Here is a 25,060-nt window from a genome sequence, read left to right as displayed (position 1 = left end):
AAGACCGCCGCCACGGCCGAGACGGCAGTGGAGACCGCCGAGGGCACCGAGGCCAAGCCGAAGACCCGCCGCACGCGGAAGGCCGCCGAGCCCGCCGCGACGACGGAGGCTGCGGAGGCCGAGCCGAAGCCGAAGCGCACCCGCAAGACCGCCGCCGCGGCCGAGACGGCGACCGACGCCGCCGAGGCGAAGCCGAAGCGCACCCGCAAGACGGCCGCCACGGCCGAGACGGCGGCCGACACCGCCGAGGGCACCGAGGCCAAGCCGAAGACCCGCCGCACGCGCAAGGCCGCCGAGCCCACCGCAGCGGCTGCGACCGCGTCCGCGGAGATCCCCGCGCAGGCCACCGCCGAGCCGAAGGCCCGCCGCACCCGCAAGGCCACCGCGGCTGCCGCGGAGCCCGTGGAGAGCTGACCGGCGCCGACAGGCACCGCGTTCGACGGCCCGGCCCACCTCGCGTGGGACCGGGCCGTCGGCGTACCCGCGCTAATCTCCCCCCGTGACCAGCCCCGCCCCGCTCGCCCCTCCCCCCGGCGCTCGCGCCTACCCGCTCCGCACCGCCCGCGGGGAGTTCGCCGTCGTGGACGCGCCCGTCGCGCCGGACGCCGAGCCGCGCGGTGTCGCCCTGCTGCTGCCCGGGTTCACCGGGAGCAAGGAGGACTTCCACCTGATGCACGAGCCGCTGGCCGCGCGCGGGTACCGGACGGTCGCCGTGGACGGGCGGGGCCAGTTCGAGTCGAAGGGCCCGGCGGACGACGAAACGGCGTACGCACAGGGCGAGTTGGCGCGCGATGTGCTGGCGCAGGCCGAGGCGCTGGGCCCGGACGGGCCGGTGCATCTGCTGGGGCACTCGCTGGGCGGGCAGATCGCCCGCGCGGCCGTCCTCCTCGACCACTCCCCCTTCGCCTCGCTCACCCTCGTCTCCTCGGGCCCGGCGGAGATCTCCACGGCGCAGCAGGCGCGGGTGAAGCTGCTGCGCGACGCGCTGGCCGTGCTGTCGATGGCGGAGGTGTGGGAGGCGATCTGCGCGATGGGCGCGCCGGAGGACGTCGGCGGTCCGGCGCGCGGACTGGGCGGCCCGGAGCAGCTGCGCCGCCGCTGGCTGGGCCACTCGCCCGCGCAGCTCGTCGCGACGGGGCAGCAGTTGTGCGCGGAGCCGGACCGCGTCGGTGAGCTGGCCGCCGTACCGCTGCCGTGCCATGTGCTGTCCGGCACCCGGGACGAGACCTGGCCGGTGCCGCTGCTCGACGAGATGGCGCGCCGGCTGGGCGCGCGCCGCACGGTCGTACCGGGCGCGGAGCACTCGCCGAACCTGGACCAGCCGCTGCCGACGGCCCGCGCGGTGGCCGGTTTCTGGGACGAGCACCCGGCGCGCTGATCCCGCCGGCGCCGGGCGGGACACCCCCTAGTACAGCGTCTGGAGGTGCTCCCAGAAGCCGTCCCGCAGCGCCCGCCGCAGATCGGCCTGGCCGCGCAGGGAGTACTGGAGCATGCCCTCCGCCTCGACCAGCAGGTCCTGGTCGACCGATCCGGGCAGGTAGGGGTGGCCGGGCAGCAGTTCGACCAGTGCGTCGCGGCCGCGCGAGGACAGCCACTTCGCGGCGATCTGCGCGCCGACGAAGCGGACGTCCTCCCGCCCGGGCCGGGCGGCGGTACTGGCGTCGTAGGCCGCGGCGGTGCGGCGGGAGACGTACGGCTTGAAGAAGTCGAGGTCGAGGGTGCGCTGGCTGTCGACCTCCCAGAGCAGCGGCTCGGCCTGGTTGCGGCCCTCGGGTGCCTCGATGCCCCACAGGTGCACCCGGGCGCCGTAGCCCTGGGCCGCCTCGACGGCCGACACCAGGTCCTCGTCGCCGCCGAGCAGGGCGGCGTCGCTGATGGCCCGGTGCCGGGCCAGGGACTCTAGGTCGGTCCGGATCAGGGAGTCGACGCCCTTCTGCTGGTTGTTGGCGTTGAGGTTGCCGAGGCGGACCTTGACGTCGGGCAGCTCGGCGATGGTCTGCTGCTCGGCGGTGTGGATACGGCGGCGGGCGCCGTCGTACCAGTACACGCGCAGCAGGCGGCTGTCGGCGAAGACGGTGCGGGCCCGGTCGATCAGGGCGTCGATCAGACCTTCGGCGTCCAGGTCGAACGCGCGCCGGTCCTCGGTGCCGGCGACGAGGCGTCCCGCGGCCGCGTAGAGGTACCCGGCGTCCACGAAGATCGCATGCGTCGAGGGCGTCTTGGCCACCTCGGCGAGCATGCGCTGCAGCAGCTCGTTGGTCCGGTCGAGACGGGCGGCCATGGCCGAAAGGTCGTCGTTCATTGTCTCCATTGTCCGCGCCGTCACACTGTGAACACAACTGGTCCCGATCAGTCTCGATCCGTATGCAACCGAAAGCTTACGAGCCAGTAATTAGTTCGTCGAAAAATTTCTTTAGCGTAGGGAATGTTTGTAGCATCCATCGCGTTGCACCCGTACGGAACAGGGTGCACCGTCGCACCGTGGGCCACCCACCAGTAGTTCTCCTCCGGGAGGATGACCAGACGAAGGGAGAAGCCATGCGCTTCGAGATTCTGCGCCTCGACGACGTCGACGGTACGCCCGTGGACACCACCGTCGTGGACGCCGCCTCCGTCAACCGGATCGTTCAGCAGGCCGCCGCGATCGGTCAGCGCCTGTGGATCCGTCCGGCCGACACCCCGGCCTCGTAACCCACATGCTTGAGAGCCCCGTACGGCGTGACGGCCGTACGGGGCTCTGTCGCGTCTGGACCACGGACTGCCGTCGCGCCTGGATCAGCTGCTGTCCAGGGTCGCCAACCCGCTTCAGGGATGTGAGGCAAGTAGTCGCCTGCGTCCATGCCTCACGGAATCCGATGGTCCTTCAGGCAAGTGCGTCATGTGGCAGCGGCCTCGTCCGGCATTCTTCGCGCGTGCAGCCCGAAGTCATAGCCGCACTGATCGGCACACACCGGCCGTCCTCGTCACTGCGGCAGCCGCATGGATGGCCGGCCGCGCGCAGGGCCGCGGTGCGTACCACGGGCCCGTGGACGCCGTCCGCCAAGCAGCCCAACGCGACGCATGCCGGCCTGTACCGCACAGCTCCCCGTTCCATCGACGTCGTCGAGCGAGCCGAAGGGGCCGTGACCAGCGTCCCGCGCGGTGGCCGGTCGCTGGTGCACGAGATGTACAAAGTGCTGGGCGCCACCGAGTGTGGCGCCGAACCCACAGTCACCTGAGGCGAACAGTGCCAGAAACGAGGCAATGGGCGAGTTCAGCAAGGCTCTCAAGGAGCTGCTGCCGGATTCACGGCGATACGAGCCGGGACCAGGAGCCGCCCGTCCGCTGTGGGATCGCGTCCCTATCCGTTGCGGCCGCCCCGGGCGGTGATCGCTTCGCCTGCGTGGATGATCGAGCCGAGCATGGTGTGAGCGGCTTGGAGCTGTTCGATGGAGCGGCCCAGGCGCTCGCGTTCAGCCTTGAGGTCCTGGGCCATTTCCTCGCAGGTTGGCGCCAGGACGGCTCCCTCGTCGGCCATGCAGGGCAGCACCTCGCGGATCAGGTCGGTGTTCAGCCCGGCCGCGAGCAGGATCCGGACTCGGCGCACGGCGGCCACGTCGGATTCGTCGAACTCGCGGTAGCCACTGGCTCGCCGCTGCGGCCGCAGCAGCCCTTGCTGCTCGTAGTAGCGCAGGCTCCTGGTGCTGACGCCGGTGCGCCTCGACAGCTCGCCGATGAACATGTGACCCCCGGCACATCGTTTGACTCTGACATTGACGTCAAGGTTTAGCTTAGCCGCCATGGCAACGCATCGCGGCACACAGCAATCTCCCACCATTGATCCGAAGCCCTTAGCGGGTAAGAAGGCCGTGGTTACCGGCGGGACCATCGGCATGGGCCGGGCCATCGTCCAGGCCTTGACCGGCCGCGGCGCCGAAGTGATGTACACCGGACGCAGCGACGAGCGACTCGCCGAGGCCCAGGCGGCGCTCGGCACCCCGCTGGCCCACCCGGTGCGCTCCGACGCCACTGACGCCACCGCCATCGCCACCCTCGGCGATCAGGTCGCCGACCGCCTCGGCCGCATCGACTACCTGTTCGTCAACCAGGGCCTCGCCGAGTTCCAGACGCTCGAAGAGGTCACCGAGGAATCGTGGGACCGGATCTTCGACGTCAACGCAAAAGGCGCCTTCTTCACCGTGCAGCGGCTGGCACCGCTGGTGTCCGAGGGCGGCTCGATCGTGTTCACCACCGTCTCCAACGACCAGATCTTCCCGGGTCTCAGCGCGTACTCCGGGGCGAAGGAGGCCGTCGCCGCCTTCGCCAAGGTGCTCGCCGCCGAGCTGCTCCCCCGCAAGATCCGCGTCAACGCGATCGCCCCCGGGTTCATCCTCACCCCCACTATGGGCGTCGCCGGACTGACCGAAGAGCAGCGCGCCGAGTTCATCGACCAGGGCAACGCCTCCACACCGATGGGCCGCGGAGGCACCGTGGAGGAAATCGCCGCCGCCGCGCTGTACCTGGCCGTCGAGGCCACCTTCACCACCGGCCTGGAACTGCCCGTCGACGGCGGGTTCGGCCAGGGCATCGGCACATGACCGACCCCACCCGGTAAGCGGCCGCGGATCGACTCGGCTGCGCCGAAGCGAACACGCGAACCACAACCTGTCCCCCTGCGGCCCGCCCAGCCGGTCGCAGGGGGACATGAATGCTGCACGGCGACGGCGCCGCCACCGGCAGCCCCATAGATAACCCCACCCCTGATCAGCGATGAGCGGCCCTGCTCAGCTGCCCTGGATCACCTGGGTGACGCCGTTGATGATCTGCTGCACGGCGATCGCGGACAGCATCATGCCCGCGAGCCGGGTCACGAGCACCACCCCGCCGTCCTTGATGACCCGGATGATCAGCAGCGAGTACCGCATGACCAGCCACAGCACGACATGGATGGCGAGGATCGCCGACCACACCGACAGCTGGAGGCTCACGCTGTCGGCCTTCTGCACGGCGAGGATGACGGAGACGATCGCGCCGGGGCCGGCCAGCAGCGGCATGCCCAGCGGGACGAGGGCGACGTTGACGTCCTTGGTCTGCTTGGGCTCGTCGGTCTTGCCGGTGAGCAGGTCCAGGGCGATCAGCAGGAGCAGCAGCCCGCCGGCGATCATCAGCGCCGGCACGGACACGTGCAGGTAGTCGAGGATCTGGTGCCCGAGCACACCGAAGACGGTGATCACACCGCCGGCGACGCAGACGGCCTGAAAGGCCATCCGCCGCTGCACCTTGACGGGCCGCCCCGCGGTCAGGGCGAGGAAGATCGGCGTGATCCCAGGGGGATCCATGATGACAAAAAGGGTGAGGAACAGAGAGCCGAAGACGGCGATGTCGAACATGGGTGAGCTACAGGCCTTGCACTGAAGGAAAGAGGGGAACGTGAGGGATCAGGCGGCCGCGCGGACCGCTCAGACCGCTCCACCGGTGCCCGGCACCGGGAACGCCCCGGTCGCCCGCCGGGTGATCTCCCCGTACACCTCGGGGTCGGTCGTGTACTCGCCGAGCACACAGGTCTTCCGGCTGCCGTGGTAGTCGCTGGAGCCGGTCACGAGCAGTCCCAGCTCCTTGGCCAGGCCGCGCAGCCGCGCCCGGGTGTCCGGGTCGTGGTCCATGTGGTCGACCTCGATGCCGTCCAGGCCCGCGGCGGCCATCTCGGCGATCGCGGACTCCGGCACCGTACGGCCGCGCTTGGCGGCGCCGGGGTGCGCGAACACGGTGACCCCGCCCGCGCCCTTGACCAGCCGGATCGCCTCGAAGGGGTCGGTCTCGTGCTTCTCGACGAAGGCCCGGCCGCCGTCGGCGAGCCAGTCCTGGGTGAACGCGTCGCTCACGGAGTCGACGACACCCAGCTCGACCAGCGCGGACGCCACATGCGGCCGTCCCACGGACCCGTCCCCGGCAATGCGCGCCACCTGTTCCCAGGTGACCGGCACGCCCAGCTCGTTCAGCTTGGCGATCATGCCCTTGGCCCGCGGCACCCGGTCGTCGCGCACCAGCTCGCGCTCGGCGAGCAGGGCGGGCTCCTCGGGGTCGAACAGGTAGGCCAGCATGTGCATGCTGATCCCGTCGATCCGGCAGGACAGCTCGGCACCGGTGACGAGGGTCAGCCCCGGCGGCAGCGCGGCGACGGCCTCGGCGTGTCCGCGGGTGGTGTCGTGGTCGGTCAGCGCGACCACGTCCAGACCGGCCGCTGCGGCGTTGCGCACCAGCTCGGCGGGGGTGTCCGTACCGTCGGACGCGGTGGAGTGGGTGTGCAGGTCTATGCGCACGACGCGTACTCCAAGCGGGTGACGACACGGAAGGGGACACCCAAGGATAGCCGCACTCGAACACCCGGGCGTCACACCCACTACCGGCGTGCGCCCTTTACACGCGCGTCACGCGGACGCCCTGCGCCGGCCACCCACGCCCACCTACGGCCACCCGCGTCCCCAGCTGACGGTCACCGCACCCTCCGCCCGGTCAGCCTTCCGGATCGGGCGACAGCAGGCGCGGTGACAGCGCCCCGCACGGCACCAGCTCCATCTCGGCCCCCGCGTCCCGCAGGTCCGTCAGCACCAGCTCGTCGTACATCAGCAGCCCCGACTGTTCGGGCCACACCACGGCCCACAGCCACAGGCCGCGCGCCTCCCCCGCGAAGACCGCCCGGTCGTCCGGGGTGCCGGAGACATGCCACAGCGGGGTGGGCCGGCCGGCGGCGAGCACCTTGGCCTGCGGCGGCTTCTCGACGTCCACGTACGGCCCCGGGTCCGGGCCGTCGATGCCCGCGTACCGCGCGCCGAGCCCGACGCCCAGCTCCTCGGCGATGAGGATCAGCTCGCCGACGCCGCCGAGCGGGCTGGGTCCCGAGCAGGCCAGAGCCGTGGCGCGGCCGCCACTGCGGTCGTCACCCGCGCAGAGCACACCCGTGTAGAGCCAGCCGATCGGCAGCGGCCACGGCATCCACACCGGCACCTGGGCGCGACGTACCACGACGGCGAGGGCCTCGACGCTGGGCGGCACCACGGGTTGCAGCGGATGGACCGCGCCATGCACATCGCACTGCCACGAGTCGGCGAAGAGTCCGGGCGCCCTGACCCGGCCACCGCACTTCGGGCAACTGGGTTCGCCCCTCATAGGGCTCCACGGTCCTACCCGCGCCGCGTCACGTCAAGGACGATCACCCGTCCGGACGGAAAAGGGGACAAGGGGACAAGGGCGGGGTGACGCGCCGACAGGAGGGCGGACGGGCCGGCCGGCGACTCGGCGTTCACCAGTTCGACGGCTCGGCAACTGACCGGCGCGGCACGGGCGTTGGTGAGACGCGCGTGTTCGTGAGACCGGTCACCCGAGCGGGACGGACGCGCGCAGCGGATCGCGCAGGTCCGTGCCCTGGTTCAGCCAGCGCTCCCGCAGCGCCTGGGCGCCGTGCACCCGCTTCCAGGCGGCCTCGTTCGCGGTCATCGGCAGCAGCGGCAGGAACCGGACGGGGTCCATCGGCGGGTCCAGCTCCAGATCCTCGACCAGGCCGCCCGGCTCGGCGACCAGCACCGAGGAGAACGGGGCGCCCGGCCACAGCGGCTCCCCCACGTCCAGGGACGCGCCCGGAGCCACGACCACGCCCTCGACCTGGGGTGACGCGGCGAGCACGGCCAGCGGGCGGAGCACCTTGTCGGTGTCGGCGAGCCCGGCGCGCACCGACAGGACCAGCTCGGCACGCGGGCCCTTGACCGGGTCGGCGAGCACCGCGGTCGGGTCGGCCATGGGCTGGGCGGACATGCCGAGCGTGGCGTAGCGGACGATGTCCCCCTCGCGGAAGCGCAGCACCTCGATCCGGTCCGTGCCGAGGAAGGTGACCGCGGCGCGGGCGTCGGGCTCGCCGAGCGCGGTACGCAACCGGGCTTCGACCAAAGGGAGAACATCAGCCATGCGGGGAGCATAGAACTCGTCAGGACCGGGCAAAGCAACGCCTTGACACTTCAGTCGGCTGATACTCTTGGCCGGTGGTCGGGCAGCACGCGGCAAGCGTGCGGGTCAAGTCCCGACGCCACGGGAACCCTCTAGGGGGTTGGGATCGTCCCTCAGCAGGGACCGGCCGGAGGAGGTGGGGCTGTCATGGATCGAAGTCGACCGTGCAGTAGCACCCGCTCTTCCGGTCTCTGATGTAGCTGCTCTCGCTCTGGCTGGTTGCCGCCTTTCGCATGCGCGCCTTCATCCGGGTCACCCGGAAGAGCACGTCGTTTCGCTCTACCTGATCTGTCTGTTCTGTCTGGTCTGTCTGGTCTGCATCAGCAGCTGACTCAGTAGCGAACTCGCCACCGCGACGGTGCGGTGCTCCCCGCTTTGTGGACGTGCCAAACATCCGCAGTCGAGAAGACGTCCTCATTCCGGGTAGTTCCACCCGTCGTCGGCGGTCTTTCGTTGCCCGTTGCGAAGGAGCCTGCCCATGTCGATGATCCGCGACCTGCGCGCCGCCGTCCGCCCGTCCCGCCCCGCGCTGCGCAAGGACACCGGGAGTTACGACACCACCCGTGACCCCGCGACCGCCTCGGCCGTCGTCGACTGCGCCGTCTACCGCGACGGTGCGCGCGTGGCCAGCTCCCGGCCGCTGACGCCGCAGGAGGCGATGCGCCAGGTGCGCCGCGACGGAGGGTTCGCCTGGATCGGGCTGCACGAGCCGACCGAGTCCGAATTCGCCGGTATCGCCGGGGAGTTCGGGCTGCACCCGCTGGCCGTGGAGGACGCCGTCCAGGCCCACCAGCGGCCCAAGCTGGAGCGGTACGACGACTCGCTCTTCACCGTCTTCAAGACCATCCACTACGTCGAGCACGACGAGCTGACCGCCAACAGCCAGGTCGTCGAGACCGGCGAGGTGATGTGCTTCACCGGCGAGAACTTCTTCATCACCGTCCGGCACGGCGGGCAGGGCTCGCTGCGCGGGCTGCGGCACCGGCTGGAGGACGACCCGGAGCTGCTGGCGAAGGGCCCCTCGGCGGTGCTGCACGCCATCGCCGACCACGTCGTCGACGGGTACATCGCGGTCGCCGACGCGGTGCAGGACGACATCGACGAGGTGGAGACCGAGGTGTTCTCGCCGGGACGCAAGGGCACCCCGCGCGGCACGGACGCCGGGCAGATCTACCAACTCAAGCGTGAGGTCCTGGAGTTCAAGCGCGCGGTGTCGCCGCTGGTGCGGCCGATGCAGCTGCTGAGCGAGCGGCCGATGCGGCTGATCGACCCGGACATCCAGAAGTACTTCCGCGACGTCGCCGACCACCTGGCCCGGGTGCAGGAGCAGGTCATGGGCTTCGACGAGCTGCTGAACTCCATCCTCCAGGCCAATCTCGCGCAGGCGTCCGTGGCACAGAACGAGGACATGCGGAAGATCACCTCGTGGGCGGCGATCATCGCCGTGCCGACGATGGTGTGCGGTGTGTACGGGATGAACTTCGACTACATGCCGGAGCTGCGGTGGCGGTTCGGCTATCCGATGGTGCTCGGGATCACCGCGATGATCTGTTTCGGCATCCACCGCACGCTGAAGCGCAACGGCTGGCTCTGAGGCCAACCGGGCCGGGCCGGAGGGCCTGGTTAGGCTGGCCCCATGACTAGCGAGCTGCTCGACCGGGCCCTCGTCGAGGAGGCCACGAAGAAGTCCGGGCTCATCTGGGTGAAGGGCCCCGGGGTGCCCGCCCGCGCGCTGTGGCACGCCTGGCACGAGGGCGCGGCCTGCGTGGTCGGTGACGGGCCGGGCGAGCAGCCGCTGCCGGGGCTCACCGACGGGGCCACCGCCGAGGTGACGGTGCGCAGCAAGGACAAGGGCGGCCGGGTGGTGTCGTGGACGGCGACGGTCGTGGAGCTGGCCCCGCGGTCCGAGGCGTGGGAGGCCGCCGTCGCCGAGCTGAAGGGCAAGCGGCTGAACGCGCCCGACGGGGAGGCCATGCCCGAGCGCTGGCGCCGCGAGTGCCGGGTGCTGCGCCTGGAGCCGACGGGTGTCACGCTGCCGCTGCCCGAGGACTCCCAGGCCCAGGCGCCGCTGCCCAGCCCGGCGACGACCCGGCGCCCGATCCCGGCGGCCCTGCCGCGGCTGCTGCTGAAGCGCCGCAAGCGGACGTAGCGCCCCGGAGGTTCGCTGCGCGGACGTGGCGCCCCGCAGGCCCGCTACGACGTCGGCAGCTGCGGGCCGTAGTCGACCGTCTCGCTCTTGTCCGGCTCGGTGAGGGGGAAGTCCTTGCCCCAGGCGGAGAAGGTCAGGGTGCCCGCGTCGCCGCCGCGGACCAGGCGCAGCGGGTAGGGCTTGCCCTCCAGGGAGACGTCGAGGGTGCCGCCGGAGCCCTGGTCGCCGGTGATGCGGATGGTGCGGACGCCGGCCCGCTGGTGGCGGCCGTCGGTCTCCAGGGTGCCGTGCAGGGTGAGCAGGCTGTCGAGGAGGACGTCCTTGTCGGTGAAGCCGCTGAACCGCTTGTAGGAGGGGTCGCCCTCGGGGACCTTGACGTACTTGCCGTCGAGCTTGTCCGCGGCGGCCGCGTCGCCGCCGCCCTTGCCGCCCTCCGGGTTCCAGAACGCGCTGTCCGCCTTCAGGTACAGCTGGTCCCCGACCCGCAGCAGCTCGAAGGCGGCGCCCTCCGCGGTGACCGACCCGGTGCCGCCGTCGCCCTTGAGCCGCATGTCCAGCTTGTAGGTGCGGCCGCTGGTCACCACGGTCCCGGACAGCCGTACGGCGGCCGCGGACTCCGCGGCGGCCAGGGTCTTCGCCTGGATCTTCTCCGGGGACAGCTTGCCCACCCCGTTGGTGCCCGCGTCCGGGTCCTCGCTGCTGCACCCCGTCAGCCCCGCGCCGCTCACCACCAGCGCGCACAGCGCGCTCGTCAGCGTGGCCCGGCGGATACGGCCCTGGGGAATCGCGGTCACAGGTGGGGCTGCCTTTCTACGGGGGTCCGGTCGGCGTACCGCAGAGTACCGGGGTGCGCGGGGTCCGGCGGAGCCAGTCCGACCCGACCGCTCACCAGGGCGTATCCGATCCGGACGGGCTAGCCTGAAGCCCACCCGAACGGGCAATCCGGATAACACGCGCGGTACACCGAAACAGCACGGAAGCGGCACAGCGGCCGTACGGAGCGCACCGGCCGCACGACGGCGGAGCGCGGCAGCGGCACGGAAGCGGAGGTGTGGAGAGCATGGCAGCGGGCGCCCCCCGGATCTTCGTCTCGCACCTCGCCGGCATCGCCGTCTTCGACCCCAACGGCGACCAGGTGGGGCGGGTGCGCGACCTCGTCGTCATGCTGCGCGTCGCCCGCCGGCCGCCGCGGCTGCTCGGCCTGGTGGTCGAACTGGCCACCCGGCGCCGGATCTTCCTGCCCATGACCCGGGTCACCGGCATCGAGTCCGGCCAGGTCATCACCACCGGCGTGCTCAACGTCCGGCGCTTCGAGCAGCGCCCCACCGAGCGGCTGGTCTTCGGCGAGCTGCTGGACCGCCGGGTCACCCTCGTCGAGACCGGCGAGGAGGTCACCGTCCTCGACCTGTCGGTGCAGCAGCTCCCGGCCCGCCGCGACTGGGAGATCGACCGGGTGTTCGTGCGCAAGGGGAGGAAGGGCGGCGCCTTCCGCCGCGCCAAGGGCGAGACCCTGACCGTCGAGTGGTCGCAGGTCACCGGCTTCTCGCTGGAGGAGCACGGGCAGGGCGCCGAGAACCTGCTCGCCACCTTCGAGCAGCTGCGCGCCGCCGACCTGGCGAACGTCCTGCACCACCTGTCCCCCAAGCGCCGCGCCGAGGTCGCCGCCGCCCTCGACGACGACCGGCTCGCCGACGTCCTGGAGGAGCTGCCGGAGGACGACCAGATCGAGATCCTCGGCAAGCTGCAGGGCGAGCGCGCCGCCGACGTCCTGGAGGCCATGGACCCGGACGACGCGGCCGACCTGCTCGCCGAGCTGCCGAAGGAGGAGCAGGAGCGGCTGCTGGGCCTGATGCAGCCCGACGACGCGGCCGAGATGCGCCGCCTGATGTCGTACGAGGAGCACACCGCCGGCGGTCTGATGACCACCGAGCCGATCGTGCTGCGCCCGGACGCCACCGTCGCCGACGCGCTCGCCCGGGTGCGCAACCCCGACCTCTCCCCCGCGCTCGCCGCGCAGGTCTACGTCTGCCGCCCGCCCGACGAGACCCCCACCGGCAAGTACCTGGGCACGGTCCACTTCCAGCGCCTGCTGCGCGACCCGCCGTACACCCTGGTCAGCTCGCTCGTCGACGACGACCTCCAGCCGCTCGCGCCGGACGCCGCGCTGCCGCTGGTCGCCGGGTTCTTCGCGACGTACGACATGGTCGCGGCGCCCGTGGTCGACGAGTCCGGGTCGCTGCTGGGCGCGGTCACCGTGGACGACGTACTGGACCACATGCTGCCGGAGGACTGGCGGGAGACCGAGTTCCACCTGGACGAGGGGACGGCCGCCCATGGCGCCTGAGCGGGACAGCGCGCGCGAGCGGACACCGGCCGGGGCCACGGCGACCGGCCGCCCCCGCGCCCGCCTCGACCAGCCGGCCCCGCCGCGGCGCCGGTATCTGCCCGAGTACGACCCGGAGGCCTTCGGGCGGCTGTCGGAGCGGGTCGCCCGGTTCATCGGCACCGGGCGGTTCCTGGTCTGGATGACGGTGACGATCATCTGCTGGGTCGCCTGGAACACCCTGATGCCGCAGTCCGTGCGATTCGACGAGTATCCGTTCATCTTCCTGACCCTGGCGCTGTCGCTGCAGGCCTCCTACGCCGCCCCGCTGATCCTGCTCGCGCAGAACCGGCAGGACGACCGCGACCGGGTCAATCTCGAACAGGACCGCAAGCAGAACGAGCGGTCCATCGCGGACACCGAGTACCTGACGCGCGAGGTCGCCGCGCTGCGCATGGGCCTCGGCGAGGTCGCCACCCGCGACTGGATCCGCTCCGAGCTGCACGACCTCGTCAGAGAGCTGGAGCAGCGGCGGGACGGCCACCGCTCCGAGGCGGTCGTATTCCCGGCGGAACGGTCGCACGGACGTGACGTAGACGACCGCTGACAGCCTTTCCGAGGGGCGGCTACCGGGCCGTACCATCGTCCTTATGGCTACGGAAGACGCGGTGCGCGAAGCACTGGCGACGGTGAACGACCCCGAGATCAACCGCCCCATCACCGAACTCGGGATGGTCAAGTCGGTGGACATCGGGGCGGACGGAGCGGTCGCCGTCACCGTGTACCTGACGGTCTCGGGCTGCCCCATGCGGGACACGATCACCCAGCGGGTGACCGAGGCGGTCTCCCGCGTCGAGGGCGTCCCCCGCGTCGACGTCACGCTGGACGTGATGAGCGACGAGCAGCGCAAGGAGCTGGCGGCGGCGCTGCGCGGCGGCCAGACCGAGCGCGAGGTCCCGTTCGCCAAGCCCGGCAACCTGACCCGCGTCTACGCGGTCGCCTCCGGCAAGGGCGGCGTCGGCAAGTCGTCCGTGACGGTCAACCTGGCCGCCGCGATGGCCGCCGACGGCCTGAAGGTGGGCGTGGTCGACGCCGACATCTACGGCCACTCGGTGCCCCGGATGCTGGGCGCCGACGGCCGTCCCACCCAGGTCGAGAACATGATCATGCCGCCGTCGGCGAACGGCGTGAAGGTCATCTCCATCGGCATGTTCACGCCGGGCAACGCGCCGGTCGTCTGGCGGGGCCCGATGCTGCACCGCGCGCTCCAGCAGTTCCTGGCGGACGTGTACTGGGGCGACCTCGATGTCCTCCTGCTCGACCTGCCGCCCGGCACCGGCGACATCGCGATCTCCATCGCCCAGCTGATCCCGAACGCCGAGATCCTGGTCGTGACGACCCCGCAGCAGGCCGCCGCCGAGGTGGCCGAGCGGGCCGGCTCGATCGCCGTGCAGACCCACCAGAAGATCGTCGGCGTGGTCGAGAACATGTCCGGCCTGCCCTGCCCGCACTGCGGCGAGATGGTCGACGTCTTCGGCACGGGTGGCGGCCAGACGGTCGCCGACGGCCTCACCCGTACGACGGGCACGAACGTCCCCGTCCTCGGCTCCATCCCGATCGACGTCCGCCTGCGCGAGGGCGGCGACGAGGGCAAGCCGGTCGTCCTGACCGACCCGGAGTCCCCGGCGGGTGCCGCGCTGCGGGCCATCGCGGGCAAGCTGGGCGGACGGCAGCGGGGGCTGTCGGGGCTGTCCCTGGGGATCACCCCGAAGAACAAGTTCTGAGGACCGCGCTTCTCCCGCAGGTCCCTCGCGACACGACAGAAGGGGCGCCGCTGCTGTGCGGCGCCCCTTCTGTCGTGCGCGGTCTCACGTCTCCGTGCGCGGTCTCACGTCTCCGTACGCGGTCTCACGTCTCCGTGCGTGGCTCTACTCGTACGCGGCGATGTCCTTGATCGCGGCGAAGCCGAGGCCGTACGCGCTCATGCCGCGGCCGTACGCCCCGACGTGCACGCCCTGCTGCGTCGAACCGGCGAGGACCCAGCCGTACTCGGACTCCCGGTAGTGGAACGGCGTCGGCACCCCGTCCACGGGGAGGCTCAGCGTCGACCACTCGGGCCCGTCCAGGTCGTCGGCGAGCTCCCACGCGGTCTCGGTTTGCTGCTCCAGCCAGTCGTCGCGCAGGCTGTGGTCCATCTGTCCGGGCCAGGTGAAGGACAGCAGTCCCACCCCGGCCAGCCAGGCCGCCGAGGACACCGTCGTGGCCTCCAGCAGGCCCGTGCCGTCGGCGCTCCGGCGGGACGGGTTCGCCGCGACGGTCACGACGACCGCGAACCGCTCCCGGCTGTCCTCCGGCCCGGCGTCCCCGCGCACAGAGGGCTCGTCACCGTGTCCGATCGAACCGTGCTCGACGGCTCCGTCGGCCGCCGTACCGACCTGCATCAGCCAACGCGGCCCCGTGAACGCCTCGTCGAGGCCGTACCACGGGAAGGACGCTCGCAGGTAGCCGTCGACCGCCCGCCGGGCGGCGGGGACCTGTTGTCCGCCCTCCGCGGCCGGCGTCTGCGCGACTGACCGACTCGTCGTCTCCATGTACCCGGACGCCTCCTCGCTCTCGTCGGACCGGTCGCCCGCCCCCCTTCGGGCGGCGTTGCTTATTTGCGTACGGTCCGCACAACAACTCGGCAGCATATCCACACCGCTCGGGGCAGCAGGGAATGCGCCCGGCGCGTGGGTCGCCCGAGGGCGGGGTTCGCGCGGCGCGCGGGGGCGGGTTCGCGCAGCGCGCGGGGGCGTACGAAGCGGCGCGCACGCGGGTTCGCGGCGAGCGCGCCGTGCGGGAGCAGGGGCCTGTGCCGTGCGGCGGGCCTCAGGTGGCGTCGGCGTCGAACGGCGGGCGGGTGTCCGCGGGCTCGGGCTTCTTGCTCATGTCGACGCGCGCACCGGAAGACGAGCCCGAGGAGGACGCAGAGGACGCCGAGGAGTCGGTGTCGCGGCCGTGGACCGCGTCCGTGACCTCGGCCATCTCCTTCTTCAGGTCGAAGGTGTTGCGGATCTCCTTGAGCCCCAGGTCGTCGTTGTCCAGCTGCTTGCGGATGAACGTCTTGGGGTTCAGGTCCTCGAACTCGAAGTCCTTGAACTCAGGCCCGAGTTCCTGCCGGATGTCCTGCTTGGCGCTCTCCGAGAACTCACGGATCTTCCGGATCGTCCGCGTCACGTCCTGAATGACCTTCGGGAGCTTGTCCGGACCGAACACGAGCACGGCGAGGACGATGAGCGTCACCAGCTCGAGCGGTCCTATGTCATTGAACACCTGAAGCTCCTTGCGATGTCCTCCCGCGGTCCCGGGCCGCATCCACGGTACCCGTCGATCCTGTCCGACCGGTACCGTCCCGTGACCCCCGAGTGTGTGTATGTGAGCGGTTTCTCGGTTCCGTCCTCGATCGCCTGCCCGGCCGGCCGTGCGCCGGTCAGTCCTCCGAGGAGCCGAGGACCAGGGAGACCGTCCGCTCCTCGCCGTCGCGTACGACGGTCAGTTCCAGGCGGTCTCCGGGGCGGTGGGCGCGGGTCTTGACGATCAGTTCCTCGCCGGAGTGCACGCGCTGACCGTCGACTTCCGTGACGACGTCACCGGGTTCGATGCCGGCCCGGTCGCCGGGGCCGCCCGGAGTGACGGCGGAGCCGCCGTCGCTGCCCTTGGTGCCGACGCGGGCGCCGTCCCCGGTGTAGCCCATGTCCAGGGTGACGCCGATCACGGGGTGGGTGGCCTTGCCGGTGTTGATCAGCTCCTCGGCGACCCGCTTGCCCTGGTTGATGGGGATGGCGAAGCCGAGGCCGATGGAGCCGGACTGGCCGCCGTCCAGGTCCGCGCCGCTGTCGGCGGAACGGATCGCGGAGTTGATGCCGATGACGCGGGCCCGCGCGTCGAGGAGGGGGCCGCCGGAGTTGCCCGGGTTGATGGGCGCGTCGGTCTGCAGGGCGTCGACGTAACTCACGTCACTGCCGTCGCCCTTCTCGCCGCCGGCCGTGATGGGACGCTCCTTGGCGGAGATGATCCCGGAGGTGACGGTGCCGGCCAGGTCGAAGGGCGCGCCGATGGCCACGACCGGGTCGCCGACCTGGACGTTGTCGGAGTTGCCGAGCGGCAGCGGCTTCAGCCCGCTGACGCCGCGCACCCGGACGACGGCGAGGTCGTAGCCGCTGTCCCGGCCGACCACCTCGGCCTTCGCGGTGTCGCCGCTGTTGAAGGTGACCGTTATCCCGCCGTCGGCGCCGGCGGGCTCGACGACGTGGTTGTTGGTGAGGATGTGGCCGCGGGTGTCGAGCACGAAGCCGGTGCCGGTGCCGGACTCGTCCCCGCCGGAGACATGCAGGGTGACGACGCTGGGCAGGGCCCGGGCCGCGATCCCGGCGACGGTGCCCGCGGCCCGCTCCGTGCTCTCCTTCCCGGCCTGCGGCAGCTCCACCTGCCCAACGCCGCCGTTGCGCTCCAGGTACGCCCCGACGAGACCGCCGGCCCCACCGGACACCAGGGCCAGCAGCACCGCCGCGCCGATCAGTGCCTTCCTGGTCCGCGTCCGGCGCTGCCGCTGGGTGGGCACCGCGGCGCCGGTCTGCTGCAGCGGCCCGGCGGAGGCGGCTGCCGCCGCCCAGGGGTCGTAGCGCCGCCACGGGTCGGCGGGGGGTGTGGAGGCGGACCCGCCGGGCGCGGGCGCGGAGGCACCGGCGGCGTCCGCCACGCCCCCACCGCCCTCACCGTGCGCCGCGACGGCCCCGTGCGCGGGGGCGATCGGGGGCGTGGCGGGATGGGCCGCGGAGGGCACGGACGGCGTGGACGGCGTGGACGGCGTGGAGGGAGCGATCGGGGGCGGTGTGGGGTGCGCGGAGGGTCCAGGCACGGGGGTAGCGAGGTGGGGCGCGGCAGCCGCTGGGTGCGAGGCGGGGTGGGACGCGGCGGGCGTCGCCGGGTGAGGGGCGGCGAGGGGGTCCGCGGCGAGCGGCGGGGGCATGGGTATCGCCGTGCCCTGAGCGGGCGTCACCGCCGGGTGTTGTACGGGCGGGGCGGGCGCCCAGGGGCCCGGTTCGCCGTAGGGAGGGGTGCTGTAGGGGTCGGGGTCGTGGAGGGGCTTCACGGCGTCGGCGGCGGGGGCGACGGGCAGGACACGGGACTGCACGGCAGTGCCGGAGGCCTCGGAAGTCTCGCGAGCTTCGGATGCCTCGGGGGTTTCCAAGGCCTCAGAGGTCCCGGGGGTCCCGGAGAGCTCGACGGGCGCCGCTTCGACGCCCGCGCCCGCAGCCGCTCCCCCGGCGGTGCCCGAGGCATCGACGGCCCGTGACTCGGCGCCGGGAGTCCCCTCGGGGTGCCGGCTCGCGGCGGTGGCAGGCTCCGCTGGGAGCGCCACTGCTTCCTCGGCGGAGCCCACTGCGGCGCCGCCGGCCACGGCGAGGGCAGCCCCCGTACCGGGGTCGGCCGTGCCGGTCGCGCTCGCCGGGTCCACCGGCTGCTCCGGGCGCCGCAACTCGAAGTCACCGTCACCGTCGACGGAAGCCGTAGCGGCCTCACCGCCACCGCCTGCGGAAGCCGTACCGGCCCCGGCAGCAGACCCCTCACCGAGCGCCCCCGCAGATGCGCTCAGCGCCGAGTCGCCGTTCGCCTCGGACGCCTCCGCGGCAGGGGAACCAGCGCCGGACACCCGCGCAGACGCACCCGCCTCGGACTCGTCGCCGCGCGCCCCCGCGGGAGCGTCCAGTTCGAAGTCGCCGTCGGGCTCGGGGCGCCGGATGGGGGCGCTGACGGGCTCCGGCGTGGTCGCCTGCGGTGTCGCCTCGTCCGGGCGGCCCGAAGGGCTCTGCGTGGGCTTCCCCTCGTTCATGCTCTCCCCCACAGCTGGCCGCGGCCCGGCTCGTCGGTGGTGGCCGCGATGTGTCGACTCCGCGCCCCGGTGTGGCGGGGCGCGGTCCATCCCGGGATTCAACCAGGTTCGCGGGGTGATCCGCAGAGGCCGGTCAGCGAGTGGGGCGGGTGCCGCTCGGGTCGGGTGTGGGGGAAGCCGTGAGCAGGCCTGGCGTGGTCAGCTCGTGCGCCATGGACCAGCCCGTCAGGCTGACCGGGGGTGTGGCGGTGAGCGGACGTATCAGCGGGGACAGGGTCGCCGCGCCGACCGCCGGCGGGGTGGTGAGCGCGTGCGCGGACTGGGAGGTGACGCCGGGCAGCAGCGGTGCCGACACTCCCGTCGACGCCGCCGGTGTCTCGCCCAGTGCGCGGCCGCCCTGGATTTGTGCGAGCAGGGGCGCCACCGCGCGCCGCCGCTGGCTGTCCGGCGCCGTGGCGGTACCCGTGCCCGGTGTGCGCATCGGCGTCACATTGCTGCCGGAGCCGCCCCGCGTCTCCGGGTCACCGGGCGCCCCGGTGGTGACGCCGCCCAGTGCGATCGCGGCCAGGGACACCGCCCCGGCTGCGACGAACGCGAACCGCCGCCCGCGTGAGGCGCGCTCGCCGTCGGACCGGCCGACGTCGTGGATGCGGAAGCCGCGCTGCGCGGCGGCCGGGAGAACGGAGGTGTGCGTGCGGGCCGGCAGGTAGTCCAGCTCGAAGCGCTCACCGCCCCGCTTCAGCCCGAAGACGCCCCCGGCGCCGGGACGCCCCGGCAGGCCGCCGGGCAGTGCGCTCCCGCCGAACGGCGCGTCACCGCCGTCCAGGCCGCTTCCCCCCGGCAGCCCCTGGAGCCGGGCCAGGAAGCTCTCGGAGGGCGGCGGCGGGGCCGCTTCCGCGAAGACGTTCTTCAGGCGGCGCTGCGCGTCCACCTCCGCCTTGCACTTCGGGCAGGTCGCCACGTGTGCCAGCACGCGCTCGCGCGCGTCATGACCGAGCTCACCGTCGACCAGCGCGGCGAGTCGGTCTCCCAGGTGCTGCTCTGCGAGGTGTCCCTCGGCAGGTTTCGGCCGTGATCCACTCACGCGGACGCGCCCCCTCCTCCCAGCGCGGGGACACGGGCCAGGAAGGAGCGGCGCTCGGCGCGCGCCTCCGGAGACCGGTGCGCGAGGGCCTTGCGCAGCTGGGAGCGGCCGCGGTGGATCCGGGAGCGGACGGTGCCGAGCTTCACGCCGAGGGTCGCGGCGATCTCCTCGTACGACAGCCCCTCGATGTCGCACAGGACGACCGCGGCGCGGAACTCGGGCGCGAGGGTGTCGAGGGCCTGCTGGACGTCGGCGTCGAAGTGCGCGTCGTTGAGGACCTGCTGCGGGGAGGGGTCACGGCTGGGCAGGCGCTCCGCCGCGTCCTCGCCGAGGGCGTCGAAGCGGATGCGCTGCTTGCGCCGCACCATGTCCAGGAACAGGTTGGTGGTGATGCGGTGCAGCCAGCCCTCGAAGGTGCCCGGGGTGTACGTCGACAGGGAGCGGAAGACACGGACGAAGACCTCCTGGGTGAGGTCCTCGGCGTCGTGCTGGTTGCCGGTCAGGCGGTACGCCAGGCGGTAGACGCGTCCGCTGTGCATGCTGACGATCTCCTCCCAGGTGGGCGGAGTCCACGCCTGCCCGTCCGCGTCGGTGGAGAAGGTCGCGGTCTGGGCAGGGCCGACGGCGTGGCCGGCGGCGTGGCTGTGGTCAGCGGTGTCGTTCACGGATTTCGGCCTGCCTGCCGACCCGAGGAAGCGCCGCAGCACTCCTCCCCGGTCCACAGGCGCAGCCGCACCTCCCCTGTCGGCTCTGGTGGTGTCCAGTGGAGCCCCTACCATAGCCACCTCGTCCGTTAGCTCCGGATAAGCGGTTTTACGAGCTTTTGATCTGGGCTGCCACGGCTCATACGGCTGCGTCAGCACTTGCTCCGCGCACCGCTCCTCTTCGTGATCCAACTGTGTCCCCCGCTCTCGTCTCCCACCCCTCTAAACGCCCGGTCCCATCTGCGGGTTCCCGGCGCCAACGGATACAGTCACGCCGAGGCAACCGTGGGGACAGGAGAGGGTCATTACCGGCAACCGGCAGACGAGCTGGGCGTTCGCCGACGCCTATGTCGCCGAGGACGAAACGCTGCGCTGGGCCCGCGACCGGGCCCGTGAGGCGGGGCTGCGCTCGGTGTCGCCCGGCGCGGGCGCCGCGCTGCGTTTGCTGGCCGCCTCCGTGGACGCCAAGGCGGTCGCGGAGATCGGCACCGGAACCGGGGTGTCCGGCATCCACCTGCTGCACGGGATGCGCCCCGACGGCGTGCTGACCACCGTGGACCCCGAGCCGGAGCACCAGCAGTTCGCCCGGCAGGCGTTCCGCGCGTCCGGGTTCGCGAGCAACCGGGCGCGCTTCATCCCGGGCCGGGCGCTGGACGTGCTGCCCCGGCTCGCGGACGCCGGCTATGACCTGGTCTTCTGCGACGGTGACCGGCTGGAGGTGCTGGAGTACCTCGCTGAATCGTTGCGCCTGCTGCGGCCGGGCGGGCTGGTGGTCTTCGAGGGCGTCTTCGCGCACGGCCGCACGGTGGACTCCGGGCCCCAGCCCACGGAGGTCGTACGCCTGCGCGAGCTGCTGCGCACGGTGCGCGAGAGCCAGGAGCTGGTGCCGTCCCTGCTGCCGGTGGGCGACGGCCTGCTGTGCGCGGTCAAGCGCCCGGACACCGCGCGCCCGTGAGCCGTGCGGCACGCGGAGGAGCCGTCGTGCACCCCTGGACCGACAGGCCTGTCGTGGCCCCGCGGACGGGCCGTGGACCCATGGACCGGCAGGCCGGCCGCAGCCCCGTGGACCGGCCGGCCGCAGCCCCGTGGACCGGTCGGCCGTGGAACCCGTGGGCCGGTCGGCCGTGGACCCGTGGGCCGGCCGTGGAACCCGTGGATCGTGGGAACGCAGCCGCCCCGGCACCAGGTGCGGTGCCGGGGCGGCCGAAGGGGTATGGTCGCTTGCGCGCGTTCAGCCCACGACCTTCTTGAGGGCGTCGCCGAGCGCGTCGGCCTCGTCCGGGGTCAGCTCGACGACGAGCCGACCGCCGCCTTCGAGCGGAACGCGCATGACGATGCCCCGCCCCTCCTTGGTCACCTCGAGCGGGCCGTCACCCGTTCGCGGCTTCATGGCCGCCATGCTCGTTCCCCTTCCTGAAACCAGCTCATCGTCAAAGCCGACGGCCCACTGGGGGGCACGCGCGCTCCGTGAGCGGGACACGCGACACCGGCATCGAACACATTGCTTCCAGGCCATTATCCCGCATCGCACGACCCGATGACCAACATCGGTCGGCATCGCTTGGGCAACGCGCGCGAGCAAAACCACTCAATTCGGCGATGTGACTGCGATACTGCGCCGCCGCGGGTCGCTGCGCCGAGCGGAAACCGGCCCGCATTCTTTGACGCAGGTCACACGACGTCGTCCGTGATCTCCGCCATGCTGTCCTTCGTACCCGGGGCCGCACACAGGGCCCCGTACACAGGACCCGTACCGGAGGGGAAACGCCATGGCCGACACCGTGCTCTACGAGGTGACCGACGGACTCGCGACGATCACGCTGAACCGCCCGGAGGCGATGAACGCGCTGAACATCGAGACCAAGGTCGCCCTCCGGGAGGCGGTGCGGTCCGCGGCGGACGACGACGCCGTCCGGGCGGTGCTCCTCACCGCCGCCGGGGACCGGGCGTTCTGCGTGGGCCAGGACCTCAAGGAGCACATCGGGCTGCTGGCCGCCGACCGGGAGGCCGGCGAGGGGCAGACCATGAGCACCGTGCGGGAGCACTACAACCCGATCGCGCGGGCGCTGGCCGGGATGCGCAAGCCCGTGGTCGCGGGCGTGAACGGCGTGGCCGCCGGGGCCGGGTTCGGGTTCGCGCTGGCCGCGGACTACCGGGTGGTGGCGGACACCGCCGCCTTCAACACCTCCTTCGCCGGGGTCGCGCTCACCGCCGACTCGGGCATCTCCTGGACCCTGCCGCGGATCGTCGGCCCGGGCCGCGCCGCCGACCTGCTGCTCTTCCCCCGCAACGTCACGGCGCAGGAGGCCCACGAGCTGGGCATCGCCAACCGGGTGGTGCCGGCGGCCGAGCTGCGCGCCCAGGCGGAGCAGGTGGCCCGCCAGCTGGCCGAGGGTCCGACGGTGGCGTACGCGGCGCTGAAGGAGTCCCTGGCGTACGCGCTCACCCACACCTTCGAGGAGGCCCTGGAGAAGGAGGACGAGCTCCAGACGCGGGCGGGGGCCTCCGAAGACCACGCCATCGCGGTGCGGGCCTTCGTGAACAAGGAGAAGCCCAAGTACCTGGGCCGGTAGCCGGCGGCCGGGTCAGGCGGGGGCGCGGCGCGCGGTGCAGTCGGCGAGGTGGTCGTCGACCAGGCCGCACGCCTGCATCAGCGCGTACGCCGTCGTAGGCCCGACGAAGCGCAGGCCCCGCTTCTTCAGCGCCTTGGACAGGGCCGTCGACTCGGGGGTGATCGCGGGGACGTCCGCGAGGGTCTTGGGGACCGGGCGGCCGGCCGGGTCGGGGGCGTGGGACCAGATCAGCTCGTCCAGCTCGCCCGGGGCCCACTCGGCCAGCACCCGCGCGTTGGCGAGGGTGGCGTCGATCTTGGCGCGGTTGCGGATGATGCCGGGGTCGGCGAGGAGGCGGGTGCGGTCCTCGTCGGTAAAGGCGGCGACCGAGGCGATCTCGAAGCCGGCGAAGGCGGCGCGGAAGCCGGGGCGGCGGCGCAGGATGGTGAGCCAGGACAGGCCGGACTGGAAGGCCTCCAGGCAGAGGCGTTCGAAGAGCGCGTCGTCGCCGTGGACCGGGCGGCCCCACTCCTCGTCGTGGTACGCGACGTACTCCGGGGCGGACAGCGCCCAGGGGCAGCGCAGCGCGCCGTCCGGGCCCTTCAGGGGCGTGCCGTCGGTCATTTCTCGTCGTCCTGTCCGAATCGGCCGGGCCCGTCCGGCTTCTCCATGGAGACCCGCTCGTCCCGGCCACCGGCGGTGCCGGAGGTCGCGGAGGTCCCGGCGGCCCCGGAGGTTAGGGCGCCGGTCAGGGCGGTCTCCAGGTCGGCGATCCGGGCGTCGCGCTCGGCGAGTTCGGCGGCGAGGCGGTTCAGGGCGTCGTCGACGTCGCTCATCCGGTAGCCCCGGGCGGCGAGGGGGAAGCGCAGGGCGTCGACGTCCGCGCGGCTGACCGGGCGGTCCGGTGGCAGCGGGTCGTACAGTCGTTCGGGTGCGGCCTCCGGCAGCGGCGCCTGGTCGCCGCCGCCCACGACGGCGAGCGTCACCGCGGCGACCACGACGGCGAGCGCGACGACCAGGAACAAGAACATCACCATCGCTGGGCCCCCACGGTCGGGTAGGTCGAGTCGGTCGAATCGAGTCGGACGTGTCAGGGTCCGATCGTGCCATGCGAGTCTGACAGTTAAGGTCGCAGGCGGTCGAAAGGCCACCGCGAGCACGAGGCACGAGGAGAGGTCACAGGGGATGCTCAGGCTGGGCAGGCGTGAATTCGGCACGCACGAGCCGGTGATCATGGCGATCGTGAACCGGACCCCGGACTCCTTCTACGACCAGGGCGCGACGTTCCGCGACGAGCCGGCCCTCGCGCGGGTGGAGCAGGCGGTGGCCGAGGGCGCCGAGATCATCGACATCGGCGGGGTGAAGGCCGGGCCGGGCGAAGAGGTGACGGCCGAGGAGGAGGCGCGGCGCACGGTCGGGTTCGTGGCCGAGGTGCGGCGGCGCTTCCCGGACGTGGTGATCAGCGTGGACACCTGGCGGGCGGAGGTCGGCGAGGCCGTCTGCGAGGCGGGCGCGGATCTGCTGAACGACGCGTGGGGCGGTGTCGACCCGCGGCTGGCGGAGGTCGCGGCCCGCTACGGGGTGGGCCTGGTGTGCACGCACGCGGGCGGGGCCGAGCCGCGGACGCGTCCGCACCGGGTGACGTACGACGACGTCATGGCCGACATCCTGCGGGTGACGGTCGGGCTCGCCGAGCGGGCCGTGGCGCTCGGGGTGCCGCGCGAGTCGGTGCTGATCGACCCCGGTCACGACTTCGGCAAGAACACCCGGCACAGCCTGGAGGCGACGCGGCGGCTCGGCGAGATGGTGGAGACCGGGTGGCCGGTGCTGGTGTCGCTGTCCAACAAGGACTTCGTCGGGGAGACGCTGGACCGCCCGGTCAAGGAGCGGGTCGTCGGCACGCTCGCGACGACCGCGGTGTCCGCGTGGCTGGGCGCGCGGGTGTACCGCGTCCACGAGGTCGCCGAGACCCGCCAGGTGCTGGACATGGTGGCCTCCATCGCCGGTCACCGTCCGCCGGCGGTGGCCCGCCGCGGCCTGGCCTGACGCGGGCCAGGCAGCAGGCCGGGCGCTCCCGGAGGGCGGCTGCTAGGGGGTGTCTCGTCGATCAGGCCGGATCAGCGAGCGGCGTCTGGTGCCGTGCATCGCAAGGCGGAGGAGGGAGTCAACGCGGAGCGTTGGCGACCGACGACAACGCGGCGAGGCCCGGTGCCAGACGCCGGGAGCCCGGCATGATCGGTGAGGCGCCCCCTAGGTCCTGTCTGATAATTGATCTTGTGGTGGGTCGGGGTGAGTTGACGGATGCGGCGTGGGAGCGGATAGCGCCCGCTTCGACAAAGTCGCCGCCCGCTACAAGGCCGGCATCCACGTCGCCTCACTCGTCCTCTGGCTCCGCGAAC

General features: G+C 72.4%; 26 protein-coding genes and 1 pseudogene. 12 read left to right on the top strand and 15 right to left on the bottom strand.

Features of this window, described 5'->3' with window-relative positions; genetic code table 11:
• Positions 1–414, top strand: a pseudogene (locus G7Z13_RS33805) (DEAD/DEAH box helicase); the annotation flags it as partial.
• Between the two features lie 85 nt (positions 415–499).
• Positions 500–1,378 (top strand): alpha/beta hydrolase, encoded by an 879-nt coding sequence (locus G7Z13_RS23295; protein WP_166002181.1) that lies wholly within the window; start codon positions 500–502, stop codon positions 1,376–1,378.
• A gap of 27 nt (positions 1,379–1,405) precedes the next feature.
• On the opposite strand, the gene G7Z13_RS23290 is transcribed toward G7Z13_RS23295, so the two are convergent.
• Positions 1,406–2,311, bottom strand: coding sequence for an NYN domain-containing protein (locus G7Z13_RS23290; RefSeq protein ID WP_206313132.1), 906 nt, complete (start codon positions 2,309–2,311; stop codon positions 1,406–1,408).
• Positions 2,312–2,538: 227 nt separating this feature from the next.
• Between G7Z13_RS23290 and G7Z13_RS23285 the strand changes: the two genes are divergently transcribed.
• Positions 2,539–2,691, top strand: a complete 153-nt coding sequence (locus G7Z13_RS23285) for a hypothetical protein (protein ID WP_166002179.1) — start codon at positions 2,539–2,541, stop codon at positions 2,689–2,691.
• Between the two features lie 649 nt (positions 2,692–3,340).
• Here the strand turns inward: G7Z13_RS23285 and G7Z13_RS23280 are convergent.
• Entirely contained in the window at positions 3,341–3,721 is a 381-nt protein-coding gene (locus G7Z13_RS23280) for a MerR family transcriptional regulator (protein ID WP_166002178.1), read from the bottom strand.
• 58 nt (positions 3,722–3,779) lie between these two features.
• Between G7Z13_RS23280 and G7Z13_RS23275 the strand changes: the two genes are divergently transcribed.
• Entirely contained in the window at positions 3,780–4,577 is a 798-nt protein-coding gene (locus G7Z13_RS23275) for an SDR family oxidoreductase (protein WP_166002177.1), read from the top strand.
• Positions 4,578–4,763: 186 nt separating this feature from the next.
• Here the strand turns inward: G7Z13_RS23275 and G7Z13_RS23270 are convergent, their stop codons facing one another.
• From G7Z13_RS23270 to G7Z13_RS23255, 4 genes are all read right to left on the bottom strand, one after another.
• The gene (locus G7Z13_RS23270) at positions 4,764–5,369 is read right to left on the bottom strand and encodes a MarC family protein (protein ID WP_166002176.1); all 606 of its coding nucleotides are present in this window, start codon (positions 5,367–5,369) and stop codon (positions 4,764–4,766) included.
• Between the two features lie 69 nt (positions 5,370–5,438).
• On the bottom strand, positions 5,439–6,299 hold the full coding sequence (locus G7Z13_RS23265) for a PHP domain-containing protein (protein ID WP_166002175.1): 861 nt from the start codon (positions 6,297–6,299) through the stop codon (positions 5,439–5,441).
• Between the two features lie 193 nt (positions 6,300–6,492).
• Positions 6,493–7,146, bottom strand: a complete 654-nt coding sequence (locus G7Z13_RS23260) for a DUF6758 family protein (protein WP_166002174.1) — start codon at positions 7,144–7,146, stop codon at positions 6,493–6,495.
• Between the two features lie 207 nt (positions 7,147–7,353).
• Entirely contained in the window at positions 7,354–7,938 is a 585-nt protein-coding gene (locus tag G7Z13_RS23255) for a suppressor of fused domain protein (RefSeq protein WP_166002173.1), read from the bottom strand.
• Between the two features lie 517 nt (positions 7,939–8,455).
• Here G7Z13_RS23255 and G7Z13_RS23250 point away from each other — a divergent pair.
• Positions 8,456–9,571: a magnesium and cobalt transport protein CorA gene (locus G7Z13_RS23250; protein WP_166002172.1), complete on the top strand. Its 1,116-nt coding sequence runs from the start codon at positions 8,456–8,458 to the stop codon at positions 9,569–9,571.
• Between the two features lie 42 nt (positions 9,572–9,613).
• Entirely contained in the window at positions 9,614–10,126 is a 513-nt protein-coding gene (locus tag G7Z13_RS23245) for a hypothetical protein (RefSeq protein ID WP_166002171.1), read from the top strand.
• 44 nt (positions 10,127–10,170) lie between these two features.
• Here the strand turns inward: G7Z13_RS23245 and G7Z13_RS23240 are convergent, their stop codons facing one another.
• The gene (locus G7Z13_RS23240) at positions 10,171–10,920 is read right to left on the bottom strand and encodes a hypothetical protein (RefSeq protein ID WP_166002170.1); all 750 of its coding nucleotides are present in this window, start codon (positions 10,918–10,920) and stop codon (positions 10,171–10,173) included.
• A 266-nt stretch (positions 10,921–11,186) separates the two neighbouring features.
• Here G7Z13_RS23240 and G7Z13_RS23235 point away from each other — a divergent pair, with 266 nt between their 5' ends.
• From G7Z13_RS23235 to G7Z13_RS23225, 3 genes are read left to right on the top strand one after another with little or no spacing between them, the layout of a single operon-like run.
• Positions 11,187–12,470, top strand: coding sequence for a CBS domain-containing protein (locus tag G7Z13_RS23235; protein WP_166002169.1), 1,284 nt, complete (start codon positions 11,187–11,189; stop codon positions 12,468–12,470).
• Complete coding sequence (locus G7Z13_RS23230; protein WP_166002168.1) at positions 12,460–13,056, top strand: DUF1003 domain-containing protein; 597 nt, start codon at positions 12,460–12,462, stop codon at positions 13,054–13,056. The genes G7Z13_RS23235 and G7Z13_RS23230 overlap by 11 nt, the downstream gene beginning before the upstream one ends.
• 43 nt (positions 13,057–13,099) lie before the next feature.
• Complete coding sequence (locus G7Z13_RS23225) at positions 13,100–14,233, top strand: Mrp/NBP35 family ATP-binding protein (protein ID WP_166002167.1); 1,134 nt, start codon at positions 13,100–13,102, stop codon at positions 14,231–14,233.
• 144 nt (positions 14,234–14,377) lie between these two features.
• Here the strand turns inward: G7Z13_RS23225 and G7Z13_RS23220 are convergent, their stop codons facing one another.
• From G7Z13_RS23220 to sigE, 5 genes are all read right to left on the bottom strand, one after another.
• A complete protein-coding gene (locus G7Z13_RS23220) occupies positions 14,378–15,040 on the bottom strand; it encodes a hypothetical protein (protein WP_206313131.1) in 663 nt (220 codons plus the stop codon).
• A gap of 277 nt (positions 15,041–15,317) precedes the next feature.
• Positions 15,318–15,761 carry a sec-independent translocase gene (locus G7Z13_RS23215; RefSeq protein ID WP_166002165.1) on the bottom strand — a complete coding sequence of 148 codons (444 nt, stop codon included), beginning with the start codon at positions 15,759–15,761 and terminating at the stop codon, positions 15,318–15,320.
• Between the two features lie 157 nt (positions 15,762–15,918).
• Positions 15,919–17,622 carry a trypsin-like peptidase domain-containing protein gene (locus tag G7Z13_RS23210; protein WP_240926529.1) on the bottom strand — a complete coding sequence of 568 codons (1,704 nt, stop codon included), beginning with the start codon at positions 17,620–17,622 and terminating at the stop codon, positions 15,919–15,921.
• An 832-nt stretch (positions 17,623–18,454) separates the two neighbouring features.
• Positions 18,455–19,405 (bottom strand): zf-HC2 domain-containing protein, encoded by a 951-nt coding sequence (locus G7Z13_RS23205; RefSeq protein ID WP_166002164.1) that lies wholly within the window; start codon positions 19,403–19,405, stop codon positions 18,455–18,457.
• Positions 19,402–20,112, bottom strand: a complete 711-nt coding sequence (sigE, locus tag G7Z13_RS23200) for an RNA polymerase sigma factor SigE (protein ID WP_166005228.1) — start codon at positions 20,110–20,112, stop codon at positions 19,402–19,404. The genes G7Z13_RS23205 and sigE overlap by 4 nt, the downstream gene beginning before the upstream one ends.
• A 235-nt stretch (positions 20,113–20,347) precedes the next feature.
• Between sigE and G7Z13_RS23195 the strand changes: the two genes are divergently transcribed.
• The gene (locus G7Z13_RS23195; RefSeq protein WP_166005226.1) at positions 20,348–21,064 is read left to right on the top strand and encodes an O-methyltransferase; all 717 of its coding nucleotides are present in this window, start codon (positions 20,348–20,350) and stop codon (positions 21,062–21,064) included.
• A gap of 276 nt (positions 21,065–21,340) precedes the next feature.
• Here G7Z13_RS23195 and G7Z13_RS23190 read toward each other — a convergent pair whose 3' ends face one another.
• Positions 21,341–21,508, bottom strand: coding sequence for a DUF3117 domain-containing protein (locus tag G7Z13_RS23190; protein ID WP_003966491.1), 168 nt, complete (start codon positions 21,506–21,508; stop codon positions 21,341–21,343).
• A 370-nt stretch (positions 21,509–21,878) separates the two neighbouring features.
• Here G7Z13_RS23190 and G7Z13_RS23185 point away from each other — a divergent pair, with 370 nt between their 5' ends.
• The gene (locus G7Z13_RS23185) at positions 21,879–22,682 is read left to right on the top strand and encodes an enoyl-CoA hydratase-related protein (RefSeq protein WP_166002162.1); all 804 of its coding nucleotides are present in this window, start codon (positions 21,879–21,881) and stop codon (positions 22,680–22,682) included.
• Positions 22,683–22,694: 12 nt separating this feature from the next.
• On the opposite strand, the gene G7Z13_RS23180 is transcribed toward G7Z13_RS23185, so the two are convergent.
• Together G7Z13_RS23180 and G7Z13_RS23175 are read right to left on the bottom strand one after the other, a co-directional pair.
• On the bottom strand, positions 22,695–23,285 hold the full coding sequence (locus tag G7Z13_RS23180) for a DNA-3-methyladenine glycosylase I (protein WP_166002161.1): 591 nt from the start codon (positions 23,283–23,285) through the stop codon (positions 22,695–22,697).
• Positions 23,282–23,698: a DivIVA domain-containing protein gene (locus tag G7Z13_RS23175; RefSeq protein WP_166002160.1), complete on the bottom strand. Its 417-nt coding sequence runs from the start codon at positions 23,696–23,698 to the stop codon at positions 23,282–23,284. Before G7Z13_RS23175 ends, G7Z13_RS23180 begins: the two co-directional genes overlap by 4 nt.
• 148 nt (positions 23,699–23,846) lie before the next feature.
• Between G7Z13_RS23175 and folP the strand changes: the two genes are divergently transcribed.
• Complete coding sequence (gene folP, locus G7Z13_RS23170) at positions 23,847–24,707, top strand: dihydropteroate synthase (RefSeq protein WP_166002159.1); 861 nt, start codon at positions 23,847–23,849, stop codon at positions 24,705–24,707.
• Positions 24,708–25,060 lie beyond the last annotated feature (353 nt).

It is taken from the genome of Streptomyces sp. JB150 (assembly GCF_011193355.1).
Taxonomy (GTDB): domain Bacteria; phylum Actinomycetota; class Actinomycetes; order Streptomycetales; family Streptomycetaceae; genus Streptomyces.
The sequence above is the reverse complement of the archived record's forward strand: the minus strand, read 5'-3'. Positions and strand labels throughout refer to the sequence as shown.

Coding starts and splice junctions, on each gene's coding strand:
- G7Z13_RS23290 (WP_206313132.1), bottom strand. CDS start 2,311: ATGGAGACAATGAACGACGACCTTTCGGCCATGGCCGCCCGTCTCGAC.
- G7Z13_RS23285 (WP_166002179.1), top strand. CDS start 2,539: ATGCGCTTCGAGATTCTGCGCCTCGACGACGTCGACGGTACGCCCGTG.
- G7Z13_RS23280 (WP_166002178.1), bottom strand. CDS start 3,721: ATGTTCATCGGCGAGCTGTCGAGGCGCACCGGCGTCAGCACCAGGAGC.
- G7Z13_RS23275 (WP_166002177.1), top strand. CDS start 3,780: ATGGCAACGCATCGCGGCACACAGCAATCTCCCACCATTGATCCGAAG.
- G7Z13_RS23270 (WP_166002176.1), bottom strand. CDS start 5,369: ATGTTCGACATCGCCGTCTTCGGCTCTCTGTTCCTCACCCTTTTTGTC.
- G7Z13_RS23260 (WP_166002174.1), bottom strand. CDS start 7,146: ATGAGGGGCGAACCCAGTTGCCCGAAGTGCGGTGGCCGGGTCAGGGCG.
- G7Z13_RS23255 (WP_166002173.1), bottom strand. CDS start 7,938: ATGGCTGATGTTCTCCCTTTGGTCGAAGCCCGGTTGCGTACCGCGCTC.
- G7Z13_RS23250 (WP_166002172.1), top strand. CDS start 8,456: ATGTCGATGATCCGCGACCTGCGCGCCGCCGTCCGCCCGTCCCGCCCC.
- G7Z13_RS23245 (WP_166002171.1), top strand. CDS start 9,614: ATGACTAGCGAGCTGCTCGACCGGGCCCTCGTCGAGGAGGCCACGAAG.
- G7Z13_RS23235 (WP_166002169.1), top strand. CDS start 11,187: ATGGCAGCGGGCGCCCCCCGGATCTTCGTCTCGCACCTCGCCGGCATC.
- G7Z13_RS23230 (WP_166002168.1), top strand. CDS start 12,460: ATGGCGCCTGAGCGGGACAGCGCGCGCGAGCGGACACCGGCCGGGGCC.
- G7Z13_RS23225 (WP_166002167.1), top strand. CDS start 13,100: ATGGCTACGGAAGACGCGGTGCGCGAAGCACTGGCGACGGTGAACGAC.
- G7Z13_RS23220 (WP_206313131.1), bottom strand. CDS start 15,040: ATGGAGACGACGAGTCGGTCAGTCGCGCAGACGCCGGCCGCGGAGGGC.
- G7Z13_RS23190 (WP_003966491.1), bottom strand. CDS start 21,508: ATGGCGGCCATGAAGCCGCGAACGGGTGACGGCCCGCTCGAGGTGACC.
- G7Z13_RS23185 (WP_166002162.1), top strand. CDS start 21,879: ATGGCCGACACCGTGCTCTACGAGGTGACCGACGGACTCGCGACGATC.
- G7Z13_RS23180 (WP_166002161.1), bottom strand. CDS start 23,285: ATGACCGACGGCACGCCCCTGAAGGGCCCGGACGGCGCGCTGCGCTGC.
- G7Z13_RS23175 (WP_166002160.1), bottom strand. CDS start 23,698: ATGGTGATGTTCTTGTTCCTGGTCGTCGCGCTCGCCGTCGTGGTCGCC.
- folP (WP_166002159.1), top strand. CDS start 23,847: ATGCTCAGGCTGGGCAGGCGTGAATTCGGCACGCACGAGCCGGTGATC.